Below are 24,935 nucleotides of genomic sequence, written 5' to 3'. Positions count from 1 at the left end.
CCGGCGATAAAACTTTACTTCGTATTCCCATCATTCCTACCTTTGCCCTATGTTTGTTCCGTATTTCCTATTAACACTTGTTTTCATTTTACTCTATTGAATGATAATAATTCCCAAATGCATTATAAATAGATGGAAACTTGATTTGTTAATTGAGTTTTCTATATATCTTTGTTCCGTTTTTCCTTTGGAAATGAAAAGAAAACGAAAACTGCATTTTAATAAAATAGAAAAACGGATGATGGCAGAGCATGGAAAAGACGCTTCCCAACGGGTAGAGTTAAGAGAACGGATCATAACGGCAGCAACAGAAGCTTTTACTTCAAAAGGCATCAAGAGTATTACGATGGACGATATTGCAGCAGCATTAGGAATATCCAAACGTACCCTCTATGAAGTCTTTTCGGATAAAGAATCGTTGTTGAAAGAATGTATACTGAAGGCACAGGCCGACAGAGATAAGTACTTGCAGAAAATCTTTGAACAGTCGCATAATGTGTTAGAGGTAATACTTGCAGTCTTTCAGAAAAGTATTGAGGTGTTCCATCAGACGAATAAACGCTTTTTTGAAGACATCAAGAAATATCCGAAGGTATATGAGATGATGAAGAATCGGCAGGACAGTGATTCGCAGAAAACGATGTCCTTCTTCAAGACGGGAGTAGAGCAGGGCATTTTTCGTCCGGATGTGAACTTCGCTATCGTTAATTTGCTGGTACGAGAGCAGTTTGACGTACTTCTGAATACGGATATCTGCAATGAATATCCTTTCATTGAAGTGTACGAATCCATCATGTTTACTTATATACGCGGCATCTCCACCGAAAAAGGAGCAAAGGTACTGGAAGACTTTATACAAGAATATCGTAAGAACCGCATCGCAGATTAGAGCAAGAGTGAGGTTTTATTGACAAACAAGTAAGATTAAATTAGAAATTCAGTTTATGAACAAGATGAAAAGATTGGCAGGTAAGAAGATTCTTCTGGTAGCTGTGGCACTCTGTGCATTTGGTTTTGCAAAGGCGCAGGACACACAGGCGGAGAAGAATATACTAACCTTAACCTTAGACAAAGCCCTGGAAATTGCATTGGATGAGAATCCGACAATAAAAGTGGCAGAAGAAGAAGTTGCATTAAAGAAAGTTGCCAGCAAAGAAGCCTGGCAAAGTCTGTTGCCGGAGGCTAGTATTGCCGGTTCAGTAGACCATACCATTAAAGCGGCTGAAATGAAATTGAACGATATGTCGTTCAAGATGGGACAAGACGGTACGAACACCGCGAATGCAGGGTTGAGTATTAATCTGCCACTCTTTGTGCCGGGCGTTTATCGTGCCATGTCGATGACAAAGACGGATATTGAACTGGCAGTAGAGAAGTCACGCGCTTCCAAACTGGATCTCGTGAATCAGGTGAGCAAGGCTTATTATCAGTTGATGCTTGCGCAGGACAGCTATGAAGTGCTTCAAGGCAGTTATAAGCTGGCAGAAGATAACTACAATGTAGTGAATGCCAAATATCAGCAGGGAACCGTGAGCGAATATGACAAGATCAGTGCGGAAGTGCAGATGCGCAGTATTAAACCGAACTTGATTTCGGCAGCTAATGCGGTGACTTTGGCTAAGTTGCAGTTGAAAGTCCTGATGGGCATCACAGCCGATGTGGAGATAAAGATTAACGATAGTCTGACCAACTATGAGACGGCGATGTTTGCCAACCAGTTGAGAGAAGAAAATGTAAATCTGGACAACAATACCACCATGAAGCAGTTGGACTTGAACATGAAGTTGCTTGAAAAGAACGTAAAGTCTTTAAAGACAAACTTTATGCCGACTCTTTCAATGAGTTTCTCCTATCAATATCAATCACTGTATAATCCGAATATCAATTTTTTCAATTACAACTGGAGCAACAGTTCCAGCCTGATGTTCAATCTCAGCATACCTTTATATAAGGCAAGTAACTTTACGAAAGTGAAATCCGCCCGTATACAGATGCGCCAGCTCGATTGGAACCGTATCGATACGGAAAGACAATTGAATATGCAGATTGTCAGTTGTCGCAATAATATGAGTGCCAGCACAGAGCAGGTAGTCAGCAACAAGGAAAATGTGATGCAGGCAAAGAAAGCGGTAGTGATTGCCGAAAAACGTTATGATGTAGGTAAGGGCACGGTGCTCGAACTGAACAGTTCCCAAGTGTCGCTGACACAGGCGCAACTCACCTATAATCAGTCCATATACGATTACCTGGTTGCTAAGGCAGACCTCGATCAGGTTCTGGGAAAAGAATAAAGATAGACAACTAAAAAATTACAATTAAGGAATATGAAAAGAAGTATCCAATTGGTAGCCCTGCTGTTAACTGTGTTTATGGGCTCATGTACAGGTGGAAAAGACAAAGCGGCTGCGGAACATGTGGACGCGAAGCCCATTGTGAAGCTGGCAGACGTAAAAGCCCGTCCCGTAGATCAAATACAAGATTACACAGCGACGGTGGAAGCTGAAGTAAAGAATAATATAGCCCCTTCGTCTCCCGTACGTATTGACCAGATTTTTGTGGAAGTGGGCGACCGCGTATCCAAAGGCCAGAAACTTGTGCAGATGGATGCAGCCAACCTGAAACAGACGAAGCTGCAACTAGATAATCAGGAAATAGAATTCAACCGTATCGACGAATTATATAAAGTGGGCGGTGCGTCCAAATCAGAGTGGGATGCTTCGAAGATGCAACTCGATGTGAAGAAAACCGCTTATAAGAATCTGCTGGAGAATACCTCTTTGCAAAGCCCTATCAACGGTGTGGTCACTGCACGCAACTATGATAATGGCGATATGTACAGCGGTGGAGAACCCGTACTTGTAGTAGAACAGATCACTCCGGTGAAACTCCTGATTAACGTGTCCGAAACCTACTTCACGAAAGTGAAAAAAGGTACCCCCGTCGATGTGAAACTCGATGTATATGGCGATGAAGTATTTACAGGAACCATCAATCTGATTTACCCTACCATAGATGCTACTACCCGTACATTCCAGGTAGAGATCAGACTGGATAATAAAGACCAGCGTGTGCGTCCGGGAATGTTTGCCCGTGCGACATTGAACTTCGGTACAGCAGAAAACGTCGTTGTTCCCGATTTGGCAATCGTTAAGCAGGCAGGTTCCGGCGACCGTTATGTATTCGTTTATAAAGACGGTAAAGTATCTTATAATAAGGTCGAACTGGGTAGACGCATGGGTACGGAGTATGAGTTGAAATCCGGTGTACCGGATAACTCACAGGTGGTAGTTGCCGGACAGTCACGTTTGGTGAACGGTATGGAAGTAGAGGTGGAAGCCTCTTCCCAGTCTTCTTCCAAATAAGAGGTGTTCAGTACCTTTCGCCCGATGCTTTTATTAATTAACCTGATTTCAAAACGATCTTCCGGCTCCCTCTTTTGGGGAGAGGAGCGGGGAGAGGCTTTTAAATAAAATAACATGAGTTTATACGAAGGTGCGGTTAAGAAACCGATTATGACCTCCCTCTGCTTCCTGGCAGTGGTGATTTTTGGTCTTTTCTCTTTGTCCAAGTTACCTATCGACTTGTATCCGGACATTGACACGAATACAATCATGGTAATGACCGCTTATCCCGGAGCAAGTGCTTCGGATATAGAAAATAATGTGACTCGCCCGCTCGAAAATACGTTGAACGCGGTGAGCAACCTGAAACATATTACCTCCCGTTCTTCCGAGAATATGTCATTGATTACATTGGAGTTCGAGTTTGGTAACGATATTGACGTTCTGACCAATGATGTGCGTGATAAACTCGACATGGTAAGTTCGCAGCTTCCCGATGATGTCGAGAATCCGATCATCTTCAAATTTAGTACGGACATGATTCCGATCGTGCTGCTTTCCGTACAGGCCAATGAAAGTCAGTCAGCGCTTTATAAGATATTGGACGACCGTGTGGTAAACCCGCTGGCACGTATTCCGGGAGTCGGAACCGTGTCTATCAGTGGTGCGCCGCAACGTGAGATTCAGGTCTATTGCGACCCCAATAAACTGGAAGCCTATCACCTGACTATCGAAACAATCAGTTCCATTATCGGCGCCGAGAACAAGAACATTCCCGGTGGTAACCTCGATATTGGTAGCGAAACATACGCGTTGCGTGTAGAAGGTGAGTTCGATGATTCCCGACAGTTGGCAGATGTAGTGGTAGGTACGCATAATGGGGCAAATGTCTTTTTGCGTGATGTAGCCCGAATTGTCGATACCGTGGAAGAACGTGCACAGGAAACCTATAACAATGGTGTGCAAGGTGCTATGATTGTTGTTCAGAAGCAGTCGGGAGCCAATTCGGTAGAAATCTCCAAGAAAGTGGCCGACGCATTGCCGAGGCTTCAGAAGAACCTGCCGAGTGACGTGAAGATTGGTGTCATTGTCGATACCTCCGACAACATTTTGAACACCATCGACAGTTTGACGGAAACCGTTGTTTATGCCTTGCTCTTCGTTGTCATCGTCGTGTTCCTTTTCCTGGGACGTTGGCGTGCAACATTGATTATCTGTATCACCATTCCGCTTTCGTTGATTGCCTCGTTCATTTACCTGGCTGTTAGTGGAAATACGATTAATATCATCTCGCTTTCGTCGCTTTCTATCGCTATCGGTATGGTGGTGGATGATGCGATTGTGGTACTTGAAAACGTAACGACCCATATCGAGCGTGGCTCCGATCCGAAACAGGCAGCCGTGCACGGAACCAATGAGGTGGCAATTTCTGTAATCGCTTCTACGCTGACTATGATTGCCGTGTTCTTCCCGTTGACAATGGTAAGCGGTATGTCCGGTGTACTTTTCAAACAGTTGGGTTGGATGATGTGTGCCATCATGTTTATTTCTACGGTCGCTGCACTATCTTTAACTCCGATGCTTTGTTCCCAGTTGCTTCGCTTGCAGAAGAAACCGTCGAAGATGTTCAAGCTCTTCTTTACTCCGATAGAGAAAGCGCTCGACGGGCTCGATACCTGGTATGCGAAGATGCTGAACTGGGCTGTACGTCATCGTCCGATTGTTATTGTGGGATGTATTGCTTTCTTCATTGTCAGTTTGCTGTGTGCAAAGGGCATCGGTACGGAGTTCTTCCCGGCACAGGATAATGCTCGTATTGCTGTACAGTTGGAGCTTCCGATTGGTACACGAAAAGAGATAGCACAGGAACTTTCGGAGAAATTAACCAACCAATGGCTGACGAAATATAAAGACATCATGAAAGTCTGCAACTACACCGTCGGGCAGGCTGACTCCGATAATACTTGGGCATCTATGCAGGACAACGGTTCGCATATTATCTCGTTCAACATCAGTTTGGTTGATCCGGGCGATCGTGATATCACTTTGGAAGCAGTCTGTGATGAGATGCGTGAAGATTTGAAAGCCTATCCGGAATTCAGTAAAGCACAGGTAATTCTCGGTGGTAGTAACACGGGTATGTCCGCACAGGCAAGTGCCGACTTTGAGGTTTACGGATACGACATGACAATGACCGATAGCGTAGCCGCTCGTCTGAAACGTGAATTGCTGAAAGTAAAAGGTGTGACCGAGGTAAATATCAGTCGTAGTGATTACCAGCCGGAATATCAGGTAGACTTCGACCGTGAAAAACTGGCGATGCATGGCTTGAATCTTTCAACAGCCGGTAACTATCTGCGTAATCGTGTCAATGGTGCGGTAGCATCTAAATATCGTGAAGACGGAGATGAGTATGATATCAAAGTGCGTTATGCGCCCGAATTCCGTACAAGTCTGGAGAGTCTCGAAAATATTCTCATTTACAATGCGCAAGGACAATCCGTTCGTGTGAAAGACGTCGGAAAGGTAGTCGAACGTTTCGCGCCTCCTACCATCGAACGTAAAGACCGCGAACGTATCGTGACCGTTTCCGCAGTAATCTCCGGTGCTCCGTTGGGCGACGTAGTAGCTGCCGGTAATAAGGTGATAGATAAAATGGATCTTCCGGGAGATGTCACCATTCAGATTTCCGGTTCATACGAAGACCAGCAGGATTCGTTCCGCGATTTGGGAACGCTTGCCATCCTGATTGTTGTGCTTGTATTTATCGTGATGGCAGCACAGTTCGAGTCACTGACCTATCCGTTCATTATTATGTTCTCCTTGCCGTTTGCTTTTAGCGGTGTCTTGATGGCACTATTTTTTACGAACAGTACATTGAGTGTCATGAGTTTGTTGGGAGGTATCATGTTGATTGGTATTGTGGTGAAGAATGGTATCGTGCTTATCGACTACATTACCCTTTGTCGCGAACGTGGACTGGCAGTGTTGAACTCTGTAGTAACCGCTGGTAAGAGCCGTCTCCGTCCCGTATTGATGACCACTGCCACTACCGTTCTTGGTATGATTCCGATGGCTATCGGTGGCGGTCAGGGTTCTGAAATGTGGAGTCCGATGGCGATTGCCGTAATCGGTGGTTTGACGATCTCTACTGTTTTGACATTGATTTTGATCCCTACTTTATATTGTGTATTTGCAGGAACAGGTATTAAGAACCGTCGTCGTAAGCTCCGTCGTCAACGTGAATTGGATGTTTACTTCCAGGCGAATAAAGACAGTATTATTAAGAAATAATAAAGAAAAGAAATATGAAATCAGTATTGATAACATTCGATCAGGCTTATTACGAACGAATCATGGCATTACTCGACCGTTTGGGTTGTCGTGGCTTTACATACCTTGAGAAAGTGCAGGGACGTGGTTCGAAAACAGGCGATCCGCATTTCGGAAGCCATGCTTGGCCAAGTATGTGCTCGGCTATCTTGACGGTAGTAGACGACAGCAAAGTCGATCCGTTGCTCGACACCTTGCATATAATGGACTTGGAAACCGAACAATTAGGTTTGCGTGCATTTGTGTGGAACATTGAACGGACGATCTGACCGATGTCCGGCATGTAAATAAGTAAAAAGGGAGAATCTCATAAATAATGTAGATTCTCCCTTCTTTTTTATTGCTTTTCTCTATCTTTGCAGCCTGAAAATGTCCGGCACCGATGAAGGCCTCCTCCGGCACCGATGAGGAGATGGTTCGGCACCGAGGAAGAGGTAGCTCGGCACCGGGTAAAAACAAGAACTAAAATAGTGCCTATATCTACTTGTAAAGATGGAGATAATAAAGAATTATTTGAAATATTCGTTGTGGTTCGTACTGATTGTGTTTGCAGTCTTACTCGGGCTTCATTGGCTTCCGGCGCTGACTATTGACGGGCACACGATGAGGCGTGTAGACCTTTTGAGCGACCTTCGTTATCCGGAATCAGAGACTGCCGCAGCTGATTCGGACAGCATCCCTTTGCCTCCTGTTGTAAAACCTGCCTTTGTAGATACCTGTCGTACAGGTATGACTTGCATTGAAGATTACAGTGATTCCACTCTCCGGGGGATGACTCCTTTTTATAAAGCACTTGACCGTGTCTCTTCCGATGACTCCGATGACAAACAGGTACGTATTGCCGTATTCGGAGATTCCTTTATCGAAGCGGATATCTTTACGGCTGACTTACGTGAAATGCTTCAGAAACAATTCGGCGGTTGTGGTGTAGGTTTTGTAACCATCACTTCTATGACAAGCGGTTACCGCCCTACGGTGCGACATACGTTTGGCGGATGGTCCAGTCATGCGGTAACAGACAGCGTCTATTTCGATAAGAAGAAACAAGGCATATCCGGTCATTATTTCGTTCCCCGCAACGGAGCTTATGTAGAACTGCGCGGGCAAAATAAATATGCCTCCCTGCTCGATACTTGCCAGCGTGCCTCCATCTTCTTCCATAACAGAGACTCCGTTCTCCTTTCTGCTCGTGTGAACAAAGGAGAAAACAAGAATTATTCATTAGGCCCTTCCGACGGATTGCAGCAAATTCAGGTAGACGGACGCATCGGCTCTATCCGTTGGACAGTAGACCGTGCAGACTCTACATTGTTCTATGGTTTGGCAATGGATGGAAAGAAAGGAATCATTCTCGACAACTTCTCGTTGCGTGGCAGTTCCGGTCTTTCTCTGCGGGGCATTCCTTCACAGATGTTGAAACAGTTTAACCGCCAACGTCCTTACGACCTCATTATCCTCGAATATGGTTTGAATGTAGCTACCGAACGGGGACGCAATTATGATAACTATCAAAAAGGACTGCTCACAGCTATCGAGCATTTGAAAGAATGTTTCCCACAAGCAGGAATCCTGTTGTTGAGCGTCGGCGACCGTGATTCTAAAAACGAGAACGGTGAACTTCGTACCATGCCCGGTGTGAAGAATCTGATTCGTTATCAGCAGAACATTGCAGCCGAAAGCGGCATCGCCTTTTGGAATATGTTTGAAGCAATGGGCGGAGAAGGCAGCATGGCAAAACTGGTGCATGCCAAACCTTCTATGGCAAATTACGATTATACGCATATAAACTTCCGTGGCGGCAAGCATTTGGCGGGACTACTTTATGAAACGATGATCTATGGTAAGGAACAATACGACAGGAGGCGTGCTTATGAGCAAGAATAATCTGCAGTCTGTCTTTATTCTTATTCTCGCCGGTATGTTGAGTGTTCCTTGTTTCCTTGCAGAAGCAATCGCGCAAGACCGTATCCCTGTATGTCCTCCACTGGGAAAGACCGCAAAACTTATAAAGCCTTTACGGGAAATGAACTGGGCGAATGATACGATCACTGTACAAATATCCTTCCCTTCAGCTTTCCGCGAAACCGGTCGGAATGAGATTATTGACAGTATCGCTCTGCTAGCTCCCGTCTTCGAACATCTTCGCCAGGTGCGTGCCGGACTCTCCGAAGATACAGTCCGTATCGTTCATATTGGCGACAGCCATGTACGTGGACATATCTACCCTCAAACCATCGGTGCCCGTTTGACAGAAACTTTCGGTGCTGTTTCTTATATAGATAAAGGCGTCAACGGAGCTACTTGCCTTACCTTTACCCATCCGGATCGTATTGCCGAAATTGCCGCCCTGAAGCCCGAATTGTTGATTCTCTCTTTCGGAACCAATGAAAGCCATAACCGGCGTTATAATATAAATGTGCACTACAATCAGATGGATGAACTGGTGAAACTGTTGCGCGACAGTCTTCCTAACGTACCCATTCTTCTGACTACCCCTCCCGGTTCTTATGAAAGTTTCCGGCAGCGAAGGCGTAGACGCACGTATGCCATCAATCCACGTACAGCGACAGCAGCGGAAACCATTCGTCGTTATGCAAAAGACCATCGTCTGCTCGTGTGGGATATGTACGATGTAGTCGGAGGGAAGCGCCGTGCCTGCACGAACTGGACGGACGCAAAACTGATGCGGCCCGATCATGTACATTATTTACCCGAAGGATACATCCTGCAAGGAAATTTATTATACCAAGCACTTATCAAAGCATATAATGACTATGTTTCCCATTGATATAGATTTCAGTAGACTGAAAGAGGTACTTACCTACGATCCGCAAGCGCCAATGATATTCAGCAGCGGTATCTTCCTTTGGTTGTTCGCTGCTTTCATGGTGGTGTATGTGTTGCTACAACGCAAATACACCGCCCGTATCATGTTTGTTACTCTCTTCTCCTATTATTTTTACTATAAGAGTAGCGGCACCTATTTTTTCCTGCTTGCCATAGTCACCGTTGCCGACTTTTTCCTTGCGCAACTTATGGATCGTGTAGAGGGTTATTGGAAACGTAAAGGATTGGTCGCTTTGAGTTTGGGAGTTAATTTAGGACTTCTTGCTTATTTCAAATATACCAATTTTCTGGGTGGAGTGATTGCGTCATTGATGGGAGGAGAATTTACCGCTCTCGATATATTCCTGCCGGTCGGCATCTCCTTTTTCACTTTCCAGTCATTGAGCTACACCATCGACGTTTACCGAAGAGACATAAAACCATTGACCAATCTTTTGGACTATGCCTTCTACGTATCTTTCTTCCCCCAGTTGGTGGCAGGACCTATCGTGCGTGCCCGCGACTTTATCCCGCAAATCCGGAAACCCTTATTCGTCTCGCAGGAAATGTTCGGACGCGGAATTTTTCTGATCGTTTCCGGTCTTTTCAAGAAAGCCATCATATCCGATTATATCAGTATCAATTTTGTGGAACGTATTTTTGATAACCCTACTCTTTATTCCGGTGTTGAGAATCTGATGGGCGTATATGGTTATGCTTTGCAGATTTACTGTGACTTTTCCGGATATAGCGACATGGCTATCGGTATCGCCTTATTGTTAGGTTTCCATTTCAATCTCAACTTTAATTCACCTTATAAGTCTGCCTCTATTACGGAATTTTGGCGTCGTTGGCACATATCTTTATCCAGTTGGTTAAAAGATTATTTATACATTTCTTTGGGAGGAAACCGAAAAGGTAAATTCCGGCAATATCTCAACTTGATAATTACCATGTTCTTGGGCGGTCTGTGGCATGGTGCCTCCTGGAACTTCGTTCTTTGGGGAACTTTTCATGGAGTAGCTCTGGCATTACATAAAATGTGGATGTCTATCACCGGGCGTAAGAAAGGAGAGGAAAGTCACGGTTGGCGGCGTGTGTTTGGAGTGATTATCACTTTCCATTTCGTCTGCTTCTGCTGGATTTTCTTCCGTAATGCCGATTTTCAGAATTCAATGGATATGCTGGGACAGATATTCACTACTTTCCGTCCGCAACTGTTCCCGCAATTACTAGAAGGATATTGGAAAGTATTTGCGTTGATGTTGCTTGGCTTCCTGCTTCATTTTGCTCCTGATAGTTGGGAAAATGTAGCTTGTCGAGGAGTGATCCGTTTGCCGTTCCTAGGAAAAGCAGTATTGATGGTCGCTTTGATTTATCTGGTTATTCAGATGAAGAGTTCGGAAATTCAACCGTTTATTTATTTCCAGTTCTGATTGGTTGTATGGTTAATGTGGCATCCTGCTTTTAATTAGAGTATTCTTTTTAATATTCGACTAAAGCTGTAATTGGAATATTTTTCCTTACTTTGTGAAAGGAAAATATAAACATTCTGTTTTATGGAAAACTCTTTTAGTTATCAGCCGGCAGCCAGACGCTACGAACGGATGCCCTATAAATATTGTGGCAAGAGCGGCTTGCAGTTACCTTTAATCTCTTTGGGGTTGTGGCACAACTTCGGTAGTGTGGACAATTTCGATGTAGCAACCGACATGATTAAGTATGCGTTCGATCATGGTGTCACCCATTTCGACCTGGCAAACAATTATGGTCCTGTTCCCGGAAGTGCTGAAACCAATTTCGGACGAATCTTGCGAGAGAACTTCCAGGGTTATCGGGATGAAATGATCATCTCTTCCAAAGCCGGTCATGAAATGTGGGCTGGCCCTTATGGCGGAAATAGCTCCCGTAAAAATCTGATGGCGAGCATTGACCAAAGTCTCCGCCGGACAGGATTGGAGTATTTTGATATCTTTTATAGCCATCGTTATGATGGAGTTACTCCGGTCGAAGAAACCATTCAGACATTGATTGATATCGTGAAACAAGGGAAAGCTCTGTATATCGGAATCTCCAAATATCCCCCCGAACAAGCACGTATGGCCTACGAGATGATGGCAAAAGCCGGTGTTCCCTGTCTCATCAGCCAGTATCGGTATAGTATGTTCGACCGTGAGGTGGAGGCGGAAACACTTCCGCTGGCAGCAGAATATGGTTCCGGTTTCATCGCTTTTTCTCCTTTGGCGCAAGGACTGTTGACAGATAAATACCTGAATGGTATTCCGGAAGGTTCACGTGCCGCACGTTCTTCGGGTTTTCTTCAGCTTTCGCAAGTGACGCCTGAAAAGGTAGAGGCAGCCCGCCAGTTGAATGAAATAGCCCTCCGGCGTGGACAAACACTTGCTGAAATGGCACTGGCATGGGTATTGAAAGACGAACGGATGACTTCGGTGATTGTGGGCGCAAGCTCTGTCAACCAGTTGGCCGACAATTTGAAAGCACTGGAACATTTGGAATTCATGGCAGATGAGTTGAAAGAGATCGAACAGATTTTACCTGAATAATTTCAGCCTGAATCGTATGCTGATTTCACCTTATTATTGAAAATGATAAGGTGAAGTCATCTATTTTAAGGATGCTCCTGTCCAGTCATATACATATTTCCAAGATTTAACCATGCGATTGCATCTCCTCTGGCTGCTGCTATTTTAAAATATTCAAAAGGTTTTTAAAGTCACTAGCATCTATATCATTTAATAACAAAAGAATGGAATATTATTGAGTAAAAAAACAGAAAAGTGTTAGGAATGCTCGAAAAAAATATATACATTCGTATAATATTCACCTTAAATACTTGTGATATGAAGCAATTAACTGTAGTATTCGCTCTGTTGTGTATTTTTGCTTGTAGTAGCGAAGATATTGTAAGTACCGTTGAGGAATCTGTAAAGCCGGCTAATGAAGTGGCTATACAAACTGTTAATTTGCTTGATAGCCTTGAAATTATGGATTATATTTATAGCATTATTGGACCGATGGCTAAGACACGATCAAATCTACCAGGGGGAGGGTATATTCTTCCTGATAATTGGGATTCTCAATTAACAGATGAACAGCGCGAATTGATCAGGAACTCTTTCCCACGACCTCTCTTTTCTGCTGAAAGGAATGCTTTAAGGAAATCGTTTCCTTTAGTTGAATATTCCAATACAGTTGTTATGAATTATCCGTCATCTGGATATAATTGTTTTGCCTATTCGTTGGGGTTTAATAATAAGTGGATAGAGTTTAGTACTTGGGATCAAGTAAGATATGGATATGAAAATGCGAGTTCCGTGTATCATGCCGCTTATGATTACATGAAAGGGGCAACCTCAATATCAAGATACTATCCTGTAGTTTGGGGTTGGGGAAATACCCCTCTGCATGCATCTCTTGGAGGTAGTCCCCATTGCGAGGCACCTTATTCTAAGATGGGGCGTATGTGGCTATTGTGGCACCTTGTAAGTGTGTTTTCTAATGGAATGTATGGAGTTCCTGTGGAAACCTATGGGGCAGTTTCTCCTACCCGTAGTCTAAGTGAAATAGATGCTAATGCAATGAAAGAAATAAGTGAGGATATTCACGAAAATATAATCTTCTCACCGGATGAGTTGATGATGATTGCTAGAAAAGTAAAAACATGTAGAGATAGTTCAAGGTTTGAATCTTTGTTTAATGAATGGAAGGAAGCATGGCATTACTCGCTTAGTAATAACACTGCTACTACAAGAAATTTACCTCAATATGCCGATTTAAAGGCTATGGGAAAAGAAATCATTCCATTATTGATTGAGAAGATGGTAACAGAAGAGGATAATTTCTTTGCAATAAGATTGTATGAAGATCTACAAGATAATCCTAATCTGATAATACGATATGCGAACGATGATCCACACCAACTTGAAGGATTACAACAAACAACCAAAAAAACTATAAAGAAGTGGTTAGAATATAATTCCAATTAAAGTTATCTTGGGGATGATAGGTTGTTGGATATTGCGTATACCTTTAAATTAAGAATATCGGCTCAAATTGGGCCGATATTTGAATATAAATATTCAAGAAATGGGATATCAATAATAATAGAGATAAGTCTGTTTTTAGGATCTTTTGCTGGAGTGTTTCTCGTTTGATTTTACTGTGAAAAACTTATTTGTAGTCTTAATCGAAAAATGGATTTTTGAGGTAAAGAAAATATGAATAATATTTCTCTGCTTTTGAAAGAACTGAATGTCATATGTGAGGATTATGAACGTAGGGAAAACTTACTGAATACTTTCAGTTCACATCGGATATGCATCGTATGATTTATACCATAAATACAGTTGAGGACTGTCATCATCAGATACGGAAAGTGACAAAAAAACAAGGGCGTGTTCCCTAACAACACCGCCCTTAAAAAACTGTTTTACCTCGCTTATCGCAATATATGTAAGAAATGGACCATGTCATACTGGCTAACTGGGGAGCTAGTGCACGACAACTGGCGATAAAATTTGTAGATAGGTTTAAAATGTTGCAATTTTACGTCCGTTGGGACGGGTAGTCCTGCCCCTTGGCGCTGGCCGTTCACCGACCGATGAGATTGAATGAGAATAAAGCATACATAGTTTAATTTACACATCTCCCTGCCTGGTGAATGATCAGGGCGAACGCTCAATAACTTGTACATGTTAATTTAGCTTTTATTATTCCCTAAATAGATAGTTTTTTCCTGTATTTTTTAATATCTTCTGTTCCTATTCTCTGTGTGAATATAATTCATTACATTTGCATATCTACTATATTAATCTCTACCGCAATATGGCCATTCAAGCCTTTTCAGCTATAATTCCTGATGTAAGAGATGATAAGAATAAAATATATCAGTCTAACGAAATAGTGTTCATCGCCCTAGTCTCTGTTATCTGCGGAGCTGATACGTGGAACGAAATAGAAACATTCGGCAAGACGCATGAATCCTATTTCAAGACGCGTCTTCCGGTTTTGACTTCTATCCCTTCCCATGATACCTTGAGTCGTTTCTTCTCCATATTGGATATCGACTGGTTTGAAGAATGTTTCAGGTTGTGGGTCGATGACATCTGCCGTAAAATTCCCGGGGTGGTAGCTATTGACGGAAAAGCCGTTTGTGATAATCCCCATAAAAACAGCCGCTCAAAAAATGGAGTGAGAAGCAAGCTCTATATAGTCAGCGCCTGGTCTGTATCCAACGGCATTTGCCTTGGTCAAAAGAAAGTAGAAGAAAAATCGAATGAAATAAAGGCTATCCCCGAGCTAATAAAGGCGCTTGATCTTGAGAACTGCATCATAACCATTGACGCTATGGGCTGCCAGAAATCAATCACTAAACTAATAATCGAGAACAAAGCTGATTATATTTTATGTGCCAAAGATAACCATGAAACACTCAGGGATATGATAGAATTTAATCTTAGTGAGGAAACAAGATACTATTTATGTCACGCAAAAAGGTACTTTGAGGAAAACGAAGGGCATGGAAGAAGTGAATACAGGGAATGTGTATGCATAAGCGCTAAAAATCTTCAATATTTTCTCAAAGGGTGGACAGGGATCAAGACATTGGCTATGATAAATTCTATCAGAAAAACAGGTGATAAAGAAGCTACTATGGAAACAAGGTACTATATATCATCATTGGAACCTGACCCGGTACTCATACTTAAATCGGTCAGATCACACTGGGAGGTTGAAAACAACCTACATTGGGTACTTGATATAGGATTCAGAGAAGATGATGACAGAAAAACAGGAAATGCTGCAATCAACTTCTCCGCCATATCAAAGTTGGCACTTATGTTATTAAAACAGAGCGATATCAAACTGGGAATGGCAGGAAAGAGGAAAGCGTGTGGATGGGACGAGAAAATAAGAGATAAAGTCATTGGGATTGGAAAAATATAGAGAATAATAGGATGTACAAGTTATTGAGCGTTCGCCCTGAGTTTCCTGCATTTATATCAGCGCCCCCCTGCAAACGATTTGGTTCTTCTTCAAATTCCGTGCTAGTAAAGCTCATTGAAAGGTTGATGGATAAAGGGATATCGGCATATTAGAAATAGCAAATAAATTATCCAAGCTATATGCATCTTAAAGTACCCCGGAATAGCCATGAATAAGGTTATTGAACATAAATAAGTAGCACGGAATTTGATTAAGAACCAATCATTTCTAGTGGCGCTGCGTCGCTGAATATCCTGTATTCTGCTGGTCATGCCCAATTAACCATTCCAATTAATCCATCCCCTTTAATAATCTCCTTTTGTAATGTCCCTTTGTGGTATATCCCTAGTATTCTTTTTACATTTCGTTCTTTTTCTTGCTTTCCTTCTATATCATCTTCTTGTCTCTTTCTTCCTGTTGTCTTTTTCTCAGCTGTAATTCGACTGTAATTTTGTTATTTCTTTCTTCTGCATCTTTTTCTCTCTTGCGTGCGCCTACGCGCCCGCGTGTGATATAATAATGTGTTCCATGTGTACCGTTTCCGCTCCCAATCCACTTATGATAAAAAAATATGTTCTACAACATCATTATCCTTCAGCGTTTTAGCAGATTCTTTCAAAAAAACTTCGAAAAAATAGTTTAATATATTTGGATTGTATACCAAAAGGGCGTACTTTTGCACCCGCTTTCCAAGAGAAGAAAGCCTTGCAGAATTGACATAGTGAAAAAGCGAAATTGCGCTTAAAGAAAAGAACAAAAAAAACTTCCGAAAAGTTTTGGAGGATAATAAATAAAGTTCTTATCTTTGCAGTCCGATTCGCAAAGAAAACGGCCTTTGTTTTTCTTTAATACATTCTTTCCCTTTCGCATAGAGAGCCTGAGAAATGAGTAAAAAGAAAAAAATAAAAAAAAACTTCCGAAAAAGTTTGGTAGTTAAAAATAAAGCCTTTACCTTTGCACCCGCTTTTAAAACGAAAGCAGCAAGTTCTTTGAAATATTGATAAACAATACAAGTAGTACAAGTAAAAAAAATAGAACCGTCAATACTTGTCCGAGAGAGTAGTGATACGATTGAAGATAATAGGTATTTGAATAAGGTCAATAAATTTACGGCATCCTGAACAGAGCAAAAAAATCATCTTAACAGATGAAAAGATACTTTTACAATGAAGAGTTTGATCCTGGCTCAGGATGAACGCTAGCTACAGGCTTAACACATGCAAGTCGAGGGGCAGCATTTTAGTTTGCTTGCAAACTAAAGATGGCGACCGGCGCACGGGTGAGTAACACGTATCCAACCTGCCGATAACTCGGGGATAGCCTTTCGAAAGAAAGATTAATATCCGATAGTATATTAAAACCGCATGGTTTTACTATTAAAGAATTTCGGTTATCGATGGGGATGCGTTCCATTAGTTTGTTGGCGGGGTAACGGCCCACCAAGACTACGATGGATAGGGGTTCTGAGAGGAAGGTCCCCCACATTGGAACTGAGACACGGTCCAAACTCCTACGGGAGGCAGCAGTGAGGAATATTGGTCAATGGACGAGAGTCTGAACCAGCCAAGTAGCGTGAAGGATGACTGCCCTATGGGTTGTAAACTTCTTTTATATGGGAATAAAGTATTCCACGTGTGGGATTTTGTATGTACCATATGAATAAGGATCGGCTAACTCCGTGCCAGCAGCCGCGGTAATACGGAGGATCCGAGCGTTATCCGGATTTATTGGGTTTAAAGGGAGCGTAGGTGGATTGTTAAGTCAGTTGTGAAAGTTTGCGGCTCAACCGTAAAATTGCAGTTGAAACTGGCAGTCTTGAGTACAGTAGAGGTGGGCGGAATTCGTGGTGTAGCGGTGAAATGCTTAGATATCACGAAGAACTCCGATTGCGAAGGCAGCTCACTAGACTGCAACTGACACTGATGCTCGAAAGTGTGGGTATCAAACAGGATTAGATACCCTGGTAGTCCACACAGTAAACGATGAATACTCGCTGTTTGCGATATACAGTAAGCGGCCAAGCGAAAGCATTAAGTATTCCACCTGGGGAGTACGCCGGCAACGGTGAAACTCAAAGGAATTGACGGGGGCCCGCACAAGCGGAGGAACATGTGGTTTAATTCGATGATACGCGAGGAACCTTACCCGGGCTTAAATTGCAAATGAATAATCTGGAAACAGGTTAGCCGCAAGGCATTTGTGAAGGTGCTGCATGGTTGTCGTCAGCTCGTGCCGTGAGGTGTCGGCTTAAGTGCCATAACGAGCGCAACCCTTATCTTTAGTTACTAACAGGTTATGCTGAGGACTCTAGAGAGACTGCCGTCGTAAGATGTGAGGAAGGTGGGGATGACGTCAAATCAGCACGGCCCTTACGTCCGGGGCTACACACGTGTTACAATGGGGGGTACAGAAGGCAGCTACCTGGCGACAGGATGCTAATCCCAAAAACCTCTCTCAGTTCGGATCGAAGTCTGCAACCCGACTTCGTGAAGCTGGATTCGCTAGTAATCGCGCATCAGCCATGGCGCGGTGAATACGTTCCCGGGCCTTGTACACACCGCCCGTCAAGCCATGAAAGCCGGGGGTACCTGAAGTACGTAACCACAAGGAGCGTCCTAGGGTAAAACTGGTAATTGGGGCTAAGTCGTAACAAGGTAGCCGTACCGGAAGGTGCGGCTGGAACACCTCCTTTCTGGAGCGATGTCGTAAGACGATGCAATTGTACATGAATAATGTAAAACGCCCATCGTTAAAAATAGTGACTTTAAAGGTTCTGTTTTTTGTACTACTGGTATTTGTTTATTTATAATATATAGATCAACCATCTATAGAAGTATAGATAGAGATAAACAAGAGAAAAAAGAAGCCGAGTCTAACATCAGGTAGACAAGGTTGAACTAGTCCTATAGCTCAGTTGGTTAGAGCGCTACACTGATAATGTAGAGGTCGGCAGTTCAACTCTGCCTGGGACTACCAAGCTCAAGAACGAGGAACAGCGAAAGCTGAAAGCTAAAAGCTAAAAGCTAAAAAACGATATTCTTGAACAACCTCTTGGGGGATTAGCTCAGCTGGCTAGAGCATCTGCCTTGCACGCAGAGGGTCAACGGTTCGAATCCGTTATTCTCCACTCTCTCTGAAAAGAGAAACGATCTTTGACATGATGTACAAAAAGTAAAATTAAAAGTAAGAGCTAAAAGTATATATCAAACCGTACGTGTTCGAATATGCAATATTGACAGCCGGAAGCAATTCCATGGTCAATACCATTATGAGAATAAAACGTTTGAAAGAAAGTAAGCAAGGGCGCATGGCGGATGCCTTGGCTCTCGGAGGCGATGAAGGACGTGATAAGCTGCGATAAGCTTCGGGTAGGTGCAAATAACCTTTGATCCGAAGATTTCCGAATGGGACAACCCGTCATTCTGAAGGAATGACATCTTGCATAGCAAGAGGCTAACGCAGGGAACTGAAACATCTTAGTACCTGCAGGAAAAGAAAATAATAATGATTCCCCAAGTAGTGGCGAGCGAACGGGGATTAGCCCAAACCAATGTTGTTACGGCAATATTGGGGTTGTAGGACCACGATGTCGCAAGACCTTTAGTGAGAAGAATTCTTTGGAAAATGAAACCATAGACGGTGATAGTCCGGTATTCGAAGCTAAACGAAGCGTAGTGGTATCCTGAGTAGCGCGGGACACGAGGAATCTTGCGTGAATCTGCCGGGACCATCCGGTAAGGCTAAATACTCCCGAGAGACCGATAGCGAACCAGTACTGTGAAGGAAAGGTGAAAAGCACTTCGAATAGAAGAGTGAAATAGTCCCTGAAACCGTGCGCCTACAAGCGGTCGGAGCAGCGTAAGTTGTGACGGCGTGCCTTTTGCATAATGAACCTACGAGTTACTTTTTCCGGCAAGGTTAAGCATTTCAAAATGTGTAGCCGAAGCGAAAGCGAGTCTGAACAGGGCGATTAGTCGGAAGGAGTAGACGCGAAACCAAGTGATCTACCCTTGGTCAGGTTGAAGGTTAGGTAACACTAACTGGAGGACCGAACCGATAAGCGTTGAAAAGCTTCCGGATGAACTGAGGGTGGGGGTGAAAGGCTAATCAAACTTGGAGATAGCTCGTACTCCCCGAAATGCATTTAGGTGCAGCCTTGGGAATTACTACTGTGAGGTAGAGCGACTGATAAGATGCGAGGGCTTCACCGCCTATCAAGTCTTGATAAACTCCGAATGCGCAGTAGTTCGATCCCAGGAGTGAGGGCATGGGTGCTAAGGTCCATGTCCTAAAGGAGAAGAATCCGGACCATCAGCTAAGGTCCCGAAATAATTGCTAAGTTGAACTAACGAAGTCAGATTGCTAAGACAGCTAGGATGTTGGCTTGGAAGCAGCCATTCATTTAAAGAGTGCGTAACAGCTCACTAGTCGAGGAGTTTGGCGTGGATAATAATCGGGCATTAAGCAATTTACCGAAGCTATGGGATGTGTAAACATCGGTAGGGGAGCATTCCACTCTGCGTCGAAGGTGAAGCGTGAGCTTTGCTGGAGCGTGTGGAAAAGCAAATGTAGGTATAAGTAACGATAAAGGGGGTGAGAAACCCCCTCGCCGAAAGACTAAGGTTTCCTGATCAACGCTAATCGGATCAGGGTTAGTCGGGTCCTAAGGCTCAGCCGAACGGTGAGGCCGATGGCAGAACAGGTTAATATTCCTGTACTACCTTAAAGAGTGACGTGGAGACGGAGCAGTGATAGCGCCGCGGACTGACGGAATAGTCCGTTGAAGGGTGTAGATGTTGATCTTTGCAGGCAAATCCACAAAGAGAGTCGAACCTGATAGTATGGAACGTTCTTCGGAACAATCCAATAGTGCGTGTAAGCATACTCCCAAGAAAATCCGCTAAACTTAATCTTTAAGGTACCCGTACCGCAAACGGACACACGTAGTCGGGTTGAATATACTAAGGCGCTTGAGTGATTCACGGTTAAGGAACTAGGCAAATTGACCCTGTAACTTCGGGATAAAGGGTCCCAACGAGAGTTGGGCGCAGAGAATAGGTCCAGGCAACTGTTTAACAAAAACACAGGGCTGTGCCAAATTGAAAGATTACGTATACAGCCTGACACCTGCCCGGTGCTGGAAGGTTAAGAGGAGATGTCATCGCAAGAGAAGCATTGAATTGAAGCCCCAGTAAACGGCGGCCGTAACTATAACGGTCCTAAGGTAGCGAAATTCCTTGTCGGGTAAGTTCCGACCTGCACGAATGGTGTAATGATCTGGACACTGTCTCAACCGTGAGCTCAGTGAAATTGTAGTATCGGTGAAGATGCCGATTACCCGCGATGGGACGAAAAGACCCCGTGAACCTTTACTATAGCTTAACATTGAATTTGGGTAATTGATGTGTAGGATAGGCCGGAGACTTCGAAGCAGGTACGCCAGTATTTGTGGAGTCGCTGTTGAAATACGGCCCTTTGATTATTTGAGTTCTAACTCGTAGATGCGAGGACACTGTTTGGTGGGTAGTTTGACTGGGGTGGTCGCCTCCAAAAGTGTAACGGAGGCTTCTAAAGGTGCCCTCAGGACGATTGGTAACCGTCCGTAGAGTGTAATGGCATAAGGGCGCTTGACTGGGAGACAGACAAGTCGATCAGGTAGGAAACTAGAGCATAGTGATCCGGTGTTTCCGCATGGAAGGGACATCGCTCAAAGGATAAAAGGTACTCCGGGGATAACAGGCTGATCCCTCCCAAGAGCTCATATCGACGGAGGGGTTTGGCACCTCGATGTCGGCTCGTCACATCCTGGGGCTGGAGAAGGTCCCAAGGGTTGGGCTGTTCGCCCATTAAAGTGGCACGCGAGCTGGGTTCAGAACGTCGTGAGACAGTTCGGTCTCTATCTATCGTGGGCGTATGAAATTTGCGTGGCTCTGACACTAGTACGAGAGGACCGTGTTGGACTGACCGCTGGTTTACCAGTTGTGCCGCCAGGTGCATCGCTGGGTATCTAAGTCGGGATTGGATAAGTGCTGAAAGCATCTAAGTACGAAGCCAGCCACAAGATTAGATTTCTTAGGGTCGTTAAAGACGATGACGTTGATAGGATGCAGGTGTAAAGGTGGTAACATCAAAGCCGAGCATTACTAATTGCCCGTTCACTTTCTTTCAAATATGTACCGGTTGGGTATATACGTTTAGCGGATTACTGATACAGAAACTGGAAACAGGGAACAGAAACATACTAGTAATGAACTTGAGATTTTACTTTTCATCATGTCATAACCTTATTCAGGTGGTTATAGCACGAGGGTTCCACCTCTTCCCATTCCGAACAGAGAAGTTAAGCCTCGTCACGCCGATGGTACTGCGTAACAGTGGGAGAGTAGGTAGCCGCCGTTTTTAGAGAAGCCCCTTGATTCAACAACGAATCAAGGGGTTTTCTGTTTTGGGTACTTTGCAAAATTTCTGTTTTTTGATTTATCAATGGTACTTTGGTATTTACACCGCCCTTTTTAGCAGATCAAACCTCATAATAGTTTGTTCAATAGAGATGCTTTTTTTAACAAATTAAAATGATGTTCCCTAGAACAAAATACTTTAGAACTTGTTCTTATAGTAGAGACGAATTTTTATGCTTAAATGATGTGAACAATGATACTCGTGTACATTTTATTGCTACATTTGTCGCCGAATCTATAACGAACGATTTAAACAACTAAAAATACAATGAAACTTTCGCCGAAATTCATATTAGCTTTTGTTCTGCTGATGCTATCTTTTAGCATGGGTGGAAATGCTATGAATTTTTCGGCTTATGCTTCAAACTGTGAAGCTTCTTGTCAACTGTCAGAATCGTCTTCTGATGTTAATCGTAATTCTTCTGTAGATAATCAGTCAGTTAGTTATGATAACTCGCAGTCATTAACTATTTCTGATGTAGAATTAGGATTTAAATTAGTAACTGAATCAAATTCTAATAATTATCGCCTGCGTAGAATCATTGAAATCAATGACTCCTTGAAAGACGTTATGCATAAGTTTCTCGTGTTAAGAGAGAATTCTTTAGTATTAGATCAAAGTAAATCTTTTTATTCGGATAAGGATCCACATTACTCCATTATGTGTAGCGATTACTATGTGTTCGCTCTAAGACATATCCTTATTTAGTTTATTTCCCCCTATTATCCGTTTTTTTTCGTACTCTGTATGAACTGTGTGACTTTTTCCTTTTAAAAGTTGCAGGGTCTGTAGCGCAGTGTGCCTAATCGAAATTTTTACTTCCTAAATAACTAAAATTAATTTCTTAACAAAAAACTTATTATGGAAACTACTAAAAAAACTCAAGTTGTAGGTATAAAAAATGCCGGTATCGTAATCATCTGCTGTTTAGTAATAGCTGTATGTATCTTCCAATTCCTATTAGGTAACCCGTCCAACTTTATGAACAATGACCCGAACAATCACCCGTTGAACATGTTGGGTACTATTTACAAAGGTGGTATCATCGTGCCTATTATCCAGACATTGTTGTTAACCGTACTTGCTTTGAGCATCGAACGTTATTTCGCTCTTCGTTCTGCTTTCGGTAAAGGTTCATTGTCTAAATTTGTAGCTAACATCAAAGACGCTTTAGCTGCCGGTGACATGAAGAAAGCACAGGAAATCTGTGACAAACAACGTGGATCTGTTGCTAACGTAGTAACTTCTACTTTGCGTAAGTATGAAGAAATGGAAAAGAACACATCTCTTCCTAAAGAACAGAAGCTGTTGGCTATCCAGAAAGAACTTGAAGAAGCTACTGCTTTGGAAATGCCGATGATGCAACAAAATCTTCCGATCATCGCTACCATCACCACTCTGGGTACATTGATGGGATTGCTCGGTACTGTAATCGGTATGATCCGTTCATTTGCTGCTTTGTCTGCTGGTGGTGGTGCTGACTCTATGGCTTTGTCACAAGGTATCTCTGAAGCTTTGATTAACACTGCTTTCGGTATCTTGACTGGTGCATTGGCTGTTATCTCTTACAACTATTACACTAACAAAATTGATAAATTGACTTACGGACTCGACGAAGTCGGATTCTCTATCGTGCAAACTTTTGCAGCTACTCACTAATTCTGCGAACCCTTATAAAATCTATTATTAATCATGGGTAGAGCGCAAATTAAAAAGAAAAGTACGTTCATAGATATGACCGCTATGAGTGACGTTACTGTATTGCTTCTGACTTTCTTTATGTTGACATCAACATTTGTGAAGAAGGAACCAGTGCAAGTTACCACTCCGGCTTCTGTATCGGAAATCAAGATTCCGGAGACTAATGTACTCCAGATTCTGGTTGATCCGGAAGGAAAAATATTTATGAGCCTCGACAAGCAGCAGGATATGCAGGCTGTCTTGGAGAGCATGGGTGAAGAGTATGGCATTAAGTTTACTCCGGAACAAGAGAAGAGATTTATGTTGTCTTCTACTTTTGGAGTGCCTATCAGAAGTATGCAGAAATATCTTGATCTCCCCGAAGATCAACGGGATAAGATCCTTAAGAATGAAGGTATTCCATGCGATAGTGTTGATAATCAGTTTAAATCGTGGGTACGTAATGCACGTACTGCTAACGCTGATCTACGTATTGCCATCAAGGCAGACGCTACGACTCCATACTCAGTGATAAAGAACGTTATGAACTCACTTCAGGATTTGCGGGAAAATCGGTACAATCTGATTACTTCTCTCAAAGCAGAATCTGAAAATTAAAAAGGAGGAAATACAATGAGTGCTGAAGTACAAGAGAGCGGCGGAAAAAGAGGAAAGAGCAAGCAAAAAAAGATAACTGTCCGGGTGGACTTTACACCGATGGTGGACATGAACATGTTGCTGATTACTTTCTTTATGCTTTGTACCACACTGAGCAAACCTCAGACGATGGAAATAAGCATGCCGAGTAATGACAAAGATATTACTGAAAACCAGAAGAGTATGGTGAAGGCTTCACAGGCAATTACACTATTGCTGGGGCCTGATAATAAACTCTATTATTATGAGGGAGAACCTAATTATAAGGACTATACCTCGTTGAAAGAAACTAGCTACGGTGCAAATGGACTGCGTGCCGTACTTCTTCAGAAAAATGCTGTTGCTGTCAATAAAGTAAGAGAATTGAAACAACAGAAATTGGATCTTAAGATAACGGATGACGAATTTAAGAAGCAGGTTTCCGAGATAAAGAGCGGAAAGGATACCCCGACCGTAATTATTAAAGCTACGGATGACGCTTCTTATATGAATCTGATTGACGCGCTGGACGAAATGCAGATATGTAATATTGGTAAATATGTGATAACAGACATTGCGGAAGCTGATGAATTCTTAATCAAGAATTTCGATGCGAAAGGTGGATTGTCACAGAACTTAGCCGATAATTGATGT

At 43.0% G+C, this 24,935-nt stretch carries 15 protein-coding genes, 2 tRNA genes, 3 rRNA genes and 1 pseudogene; all 21 read left to right on the top strand.

Annotation, left to right across the window (positions count from 1 at the left end; translation table 11 throughout):
- The first annotated feature begins 238 nt into the window (after positions 1-238).
- The 21 genes and pseudogenes from INE92_RS16150 (at position 239) to INE92_RS16060 (ending at position 24,932) form a co-directional block, all read left to right on the top strand.
- The gene (locus INE92_RS16150) at positions 239-889 is read left to right on the top strand and encodes a TetR/AcrR family transcriptional regulator (RefSeq protein WP_008023025.1); all 651 of its coding nucleotides are present in this window, start codon (positions 239-241) and stop codon (positions 887-889) included.
- Between the two features lie 55 nt (positions 890-944).
- The gene (locus tag INE92_RS16145; protein WP_008776905.1) at positions 945-2,291 is read left to right on the top strand and encodes a TolC family protein; all 1,347 of its coding nucleotides are present in this window, start codon (positions 945-947) and stop codon (positions 2,289-2,291) included.
- Positions 2,292-2,324: 33 nt separating this feature from the next.
- The gene (locus INE92_RS16140; RefSeq protein ID WP_008645763.1) at positions 2,325-3,362 is read left to right on the top strand and encodes an efflux RND transporter periplasmic adaptor subunit; all 1,038 of its coding nucleotides are present in this window, start codon (positions 2,325-2,327) and stop codon (positions 3,360-3,362) included.
- A gap of 114 nt (positions 3,363-3,476) precedes the next feature.
- The gene (locus INE92_RS16135) at positions 3,477-6,635 is read left to right on the top strand and encodes an efflux RND transporter permease subunit (RefSeq protein ID WP_074910261.1); all 3,159 of its coding nucleotides are present in this window, start codon (positions 3,477-3,479) and stop codon (positions 6,633-6,635) included.
- 14 nt (positions 6,636-6,649) lie between these two features.
- Positions 6,650-6,943 carry a PG0541 family transporter-associated protein gene (locus INE92_RS16130; protein WP_004313472.1) on the top strand — a complete coding sequence of 98 codons (294 nt, stop codon included), beginning with the start codon at positions 6,650-6,652 and terminating at the stop codon, positions 6,941-6,943.
- Between the two features lie 223 nt (positions 6,944-7,166).
- Positions 7,167-8,558, top strand: a complete 1,392-nt coding sequence (locus INE92_RS16125) for an SGNH/GDSL hydrolase family protein (protein WP_008776902.1) — start codon at positions 7,167-7,169, stop codon at positions 8,556-8,558.
- Positions 8,545-9,462 carry an SGNH/GDSL hydrolase family protein gene (locus INE92_RS16120; protein ID WP_009040608.1) on the top strand — a complete coding sequence of 306 codons (918 nt, stop codon included), beginning with the start codon at positions 8,545-8,547 and terminating at the stop codon, positions 9,460-9,462. The genes INE92_RS16125 and INE92_RS16120 overlap by 14 nt, the downstream gene beginning before the upstream one ends.
- Positions 9,449-10,936: an MBOAT family O-acyltransferase gene (locus INE92_RS16115; protein ID WP_015531713.1), complete on the top strand. Its 1,488-nt coding sequence runs from the start codon at positions 9,449-9,451 to the stop codon at positions 10,934-10,936. Before INE92_RS16120 ends, INE92_RS16115 begins: the two co-directional genes overlap by 14 nt.
- Positions 10,937-11,059: 123 nt before the next feature.
- Positions 11,060-12,064, top strand: a complete 1,005-nt coding sequence (locus tag INE92_RS16110) for an aldo/keto reductase (protein WP_195436373.1) — start codon at positions 11,060-11,062, stop codon at positions 12,062-12,064.
- Positions 12,065-12,361: 297 nt separating this feature from the next.
- On the top strand, positions 12,362-13,507 hold the full coding sequence (locus tag INE92_RS16105; RefSeq protein ID WP_008645790.1) for a DUF7689 domain-containing protein: 1,146 nt from the start codon (positions 12,362-12,364) through the stop codon (positions 13,505-13,507).
- A gap of 296 nt (positions 13,508-13,803) precedes the next feature.
- A pseudogene (locus INE92_RS26935) lies at positions 13,804-14,088 on the top strand (transposase); the annotation flags it as partial.
- Positions 14,089-14,345: 257 nt separating this feature from the next.
- Complete coding sequence (locus INE92_RS16100) at positions 14,346-15,467, top strand: ISAs1 family transposase (RefSeq protein ID WP_015531712.1); 1,122 nt, start codon at positions 14,346-14,348, stop codon at positions 15,465-15,467.
- A 1,202-nt stretch (positions 15,468-16,669) separates the two neighbouring features.
- A 16S ribosomal RNA gene (locus INE92_RS16095) occupies positions 16,670-18,198 on the top strand.
- Between the two features lie 207 nt (positions 18,199-18,405).
- Positions 18,406-18,482 (top strand) — tRNA-Ile (locus INE92_RS16090).
- A gap of 77 nt (positions 18,483-18,559) precedes the next feature.
- Positions 18,560-18,633: transfer RNA gene (locus INE92_RS16085), tRNA-Ala, on the top strand.
- A gap of 160 nt (positions 18,634-18,793) precedes the next feature.
- Positions 18,794-21,673: ribosomal RNA gene (locus INE92_RS16080) — 23S ribosomal RNA — on the top strand.
- Positions 21,674-21,794: 121 nt separating this feature from the next.
- Positions 21,795-21,905: ribosomal RNA gene (rrf, locus tag INE92_RS16075) — 5S ribosomal RNA — on the top strand.
- The 16S, 23S and 5S rRNA genes sit together here with 2 tRNA genes alongside, the layout of an rRNA operon.
- A 327-nt stretch (positions 21,906-22,232) precedes the next feature.
- Positions 22,233-22,673, top strand: coding sequence for a hypothetical protein (locus INE92_RS26930; protein WP_008771256.1), 441 nt, complete (start codon positions 22,233-22,235; stop codon positions 22,671-22,673).
- Positions 22,674-22,826: 153 nt separating this feature from the next.
- Positions 22,827-23,624: a MotA/TolQ/ExbB proton channel family protein gene (locus INE92_RS16070; RefSeq protein WP_004306909.1), complete on the top strand. Its 798-nt coding sequence runs from the start codon at positions 22,827-22,829 to the stop codon at positions 23,622-23,624.
- A 33-nt stretch (positions 23,625-23,657) separates the two neighbouring features.
- Entirely contained in the window at positions 23,658-24,263 is a 606-nt protein-coding gene (locus INE92_RS16065) for an ExbD/TolR family protein (RefSeq protein WP_004316570.1), read from the top strand.
- A gap of 15 nt (positions 24,264-24,278) precedes the next feature.
- Complete coding sequence (locus INE92_RS16060) at positions 24,279-24,932, top strand: ExbD/TolR family protein (protein ID WP_004316569.1); 654 nt, start codon at positions 24,279-24,281, stop codon at positions 24,930-24,932.
- Positions 24,933-24,935 lie beyond the last annotated feature (3 nt).

This window comes from Bacteroides xylanisolvens, assembly GCF_018289135.1.
GTDB lineage: Bacteria > Bacteroidota > Bacteroidia > Bacteroidales > Bacteroidaceae > Bacteroides > Bacteroides xylanisolvens.
This window is presented reverse-complemented; position numbering and strand designations above follow the sequence as displayed.

What these genes read in the sequence shown, in the direction of transcription:
- INE92_RS16060 (WP_004316569.1), top strand. Translation starts at nt 24,279, where the DNA reads ATGAGTGCTGAAGTACAAGAGAGCGGCGGAAAAAGAGGAAAGAGCAAG.
- INE92_RS16140 (WP_008645763.1), top strand. Translation starts at nt 2,325, where the DNA reads ATGAAAAGAAGTATCCAATTGGTAGCCCTGCTGTTAACTGTGTTTATG.
- INE92_RS16105 (WP_008645790.1), top strand. Translation starts at nt 12,362, where the DNA reads ATGAAGCAATTAACTGTAGTATTCGCTCTGTTGTGTATTTTTGCTTGT.
- INE92_RS16100 (WP_015531712.1), top strand. Translation starts at nt 14,346, where the DNA reads ATGGCCATTCAAGCCTTTTCAGCTATAATTCCTGATGTAAGAGATGAT.
- INE92_RS16145 (WP_008776905.1), top strand. Translation starts at nt 945, where the DNA reads ATGAACAAGATGAAAAGATTGGCAGGTAAGAAGATTCTTCTGGTAGCT.
- INE92_RS16130 (WP_004313472.1), top strand. Translation starts at nt 6,650, where the DNA reads ATGAAATCAGTATTGATAACATTCGATCAGGCTTATTACGAACGAATC.
- INE92_RS16115 (WP_015531713.1), top strand. Translation starts at nt 9,449, where the DNA reads ATGTTTCCCATTGATATAGATTTCAGTAGACTGAAAGAGGTACTTACC.
- INE92_RS16150 (WP_008023025.1), top strand. Translation starts at nt 239, where the DNA reads ATGATGGCAGAGCATGGAAAAGACGCTTCCCAACGGGTAGAGTTAAGA.
- INE92_RS16070 (WP_004306909.1), top strand. Translation starts at nt 22,827, where the DNA reads ATGGAAACTACTAAAAAAACTCAAGTTGTAGGTATAAAAAATGCCGGT.
- INE92_RS26930 (WP_008771256.1), top strand. Translation starts at nt 22,233, where the DNA reads ATGAAACTTTCGCCGAAATTCATATTAGCTTTTGTTCTGCTGATGCTA.
- INE92_RS16110 (WP_195436373.1), top strand. Translation starts at nt 11,060, where the DNA reads ATGGAAAACTCTTTTAGTTATCAGCCGGCAGCCAGACGCTACGAACGG.
- INE92_RS16125 (WP_008776902.1), top strand. Translation starts at nt 7,167, where the DNA reads ATGGAGATAATAAAGAATTATTTGAAATATTCGTTGTGGTTCGTACTG.
- INE92_RS16135 (WP_074910261.1), top strand. Translation starts at nt 3,477, where the DNA reads ATGAGTTTATACGAAGGTGCGGTTAAGAAACCGATTATGACCTCCCTC.
- INE92_RS16120 (WP_009040608.1), top strand. Translation starts at nt 8,545, where the DNA reads ATGAGCAAGAATAATCTGCAGTCTGTCTTTATTCTTATTCTCGCCGGT.
- INE92_RS16065 (WP_004316570.1), top strand. Translation starts at nt 23,658, where the DNA reads ATGGGTAGAGCGCAAATTAAAAAGAAAAGTACGTTCATAGATATGACC.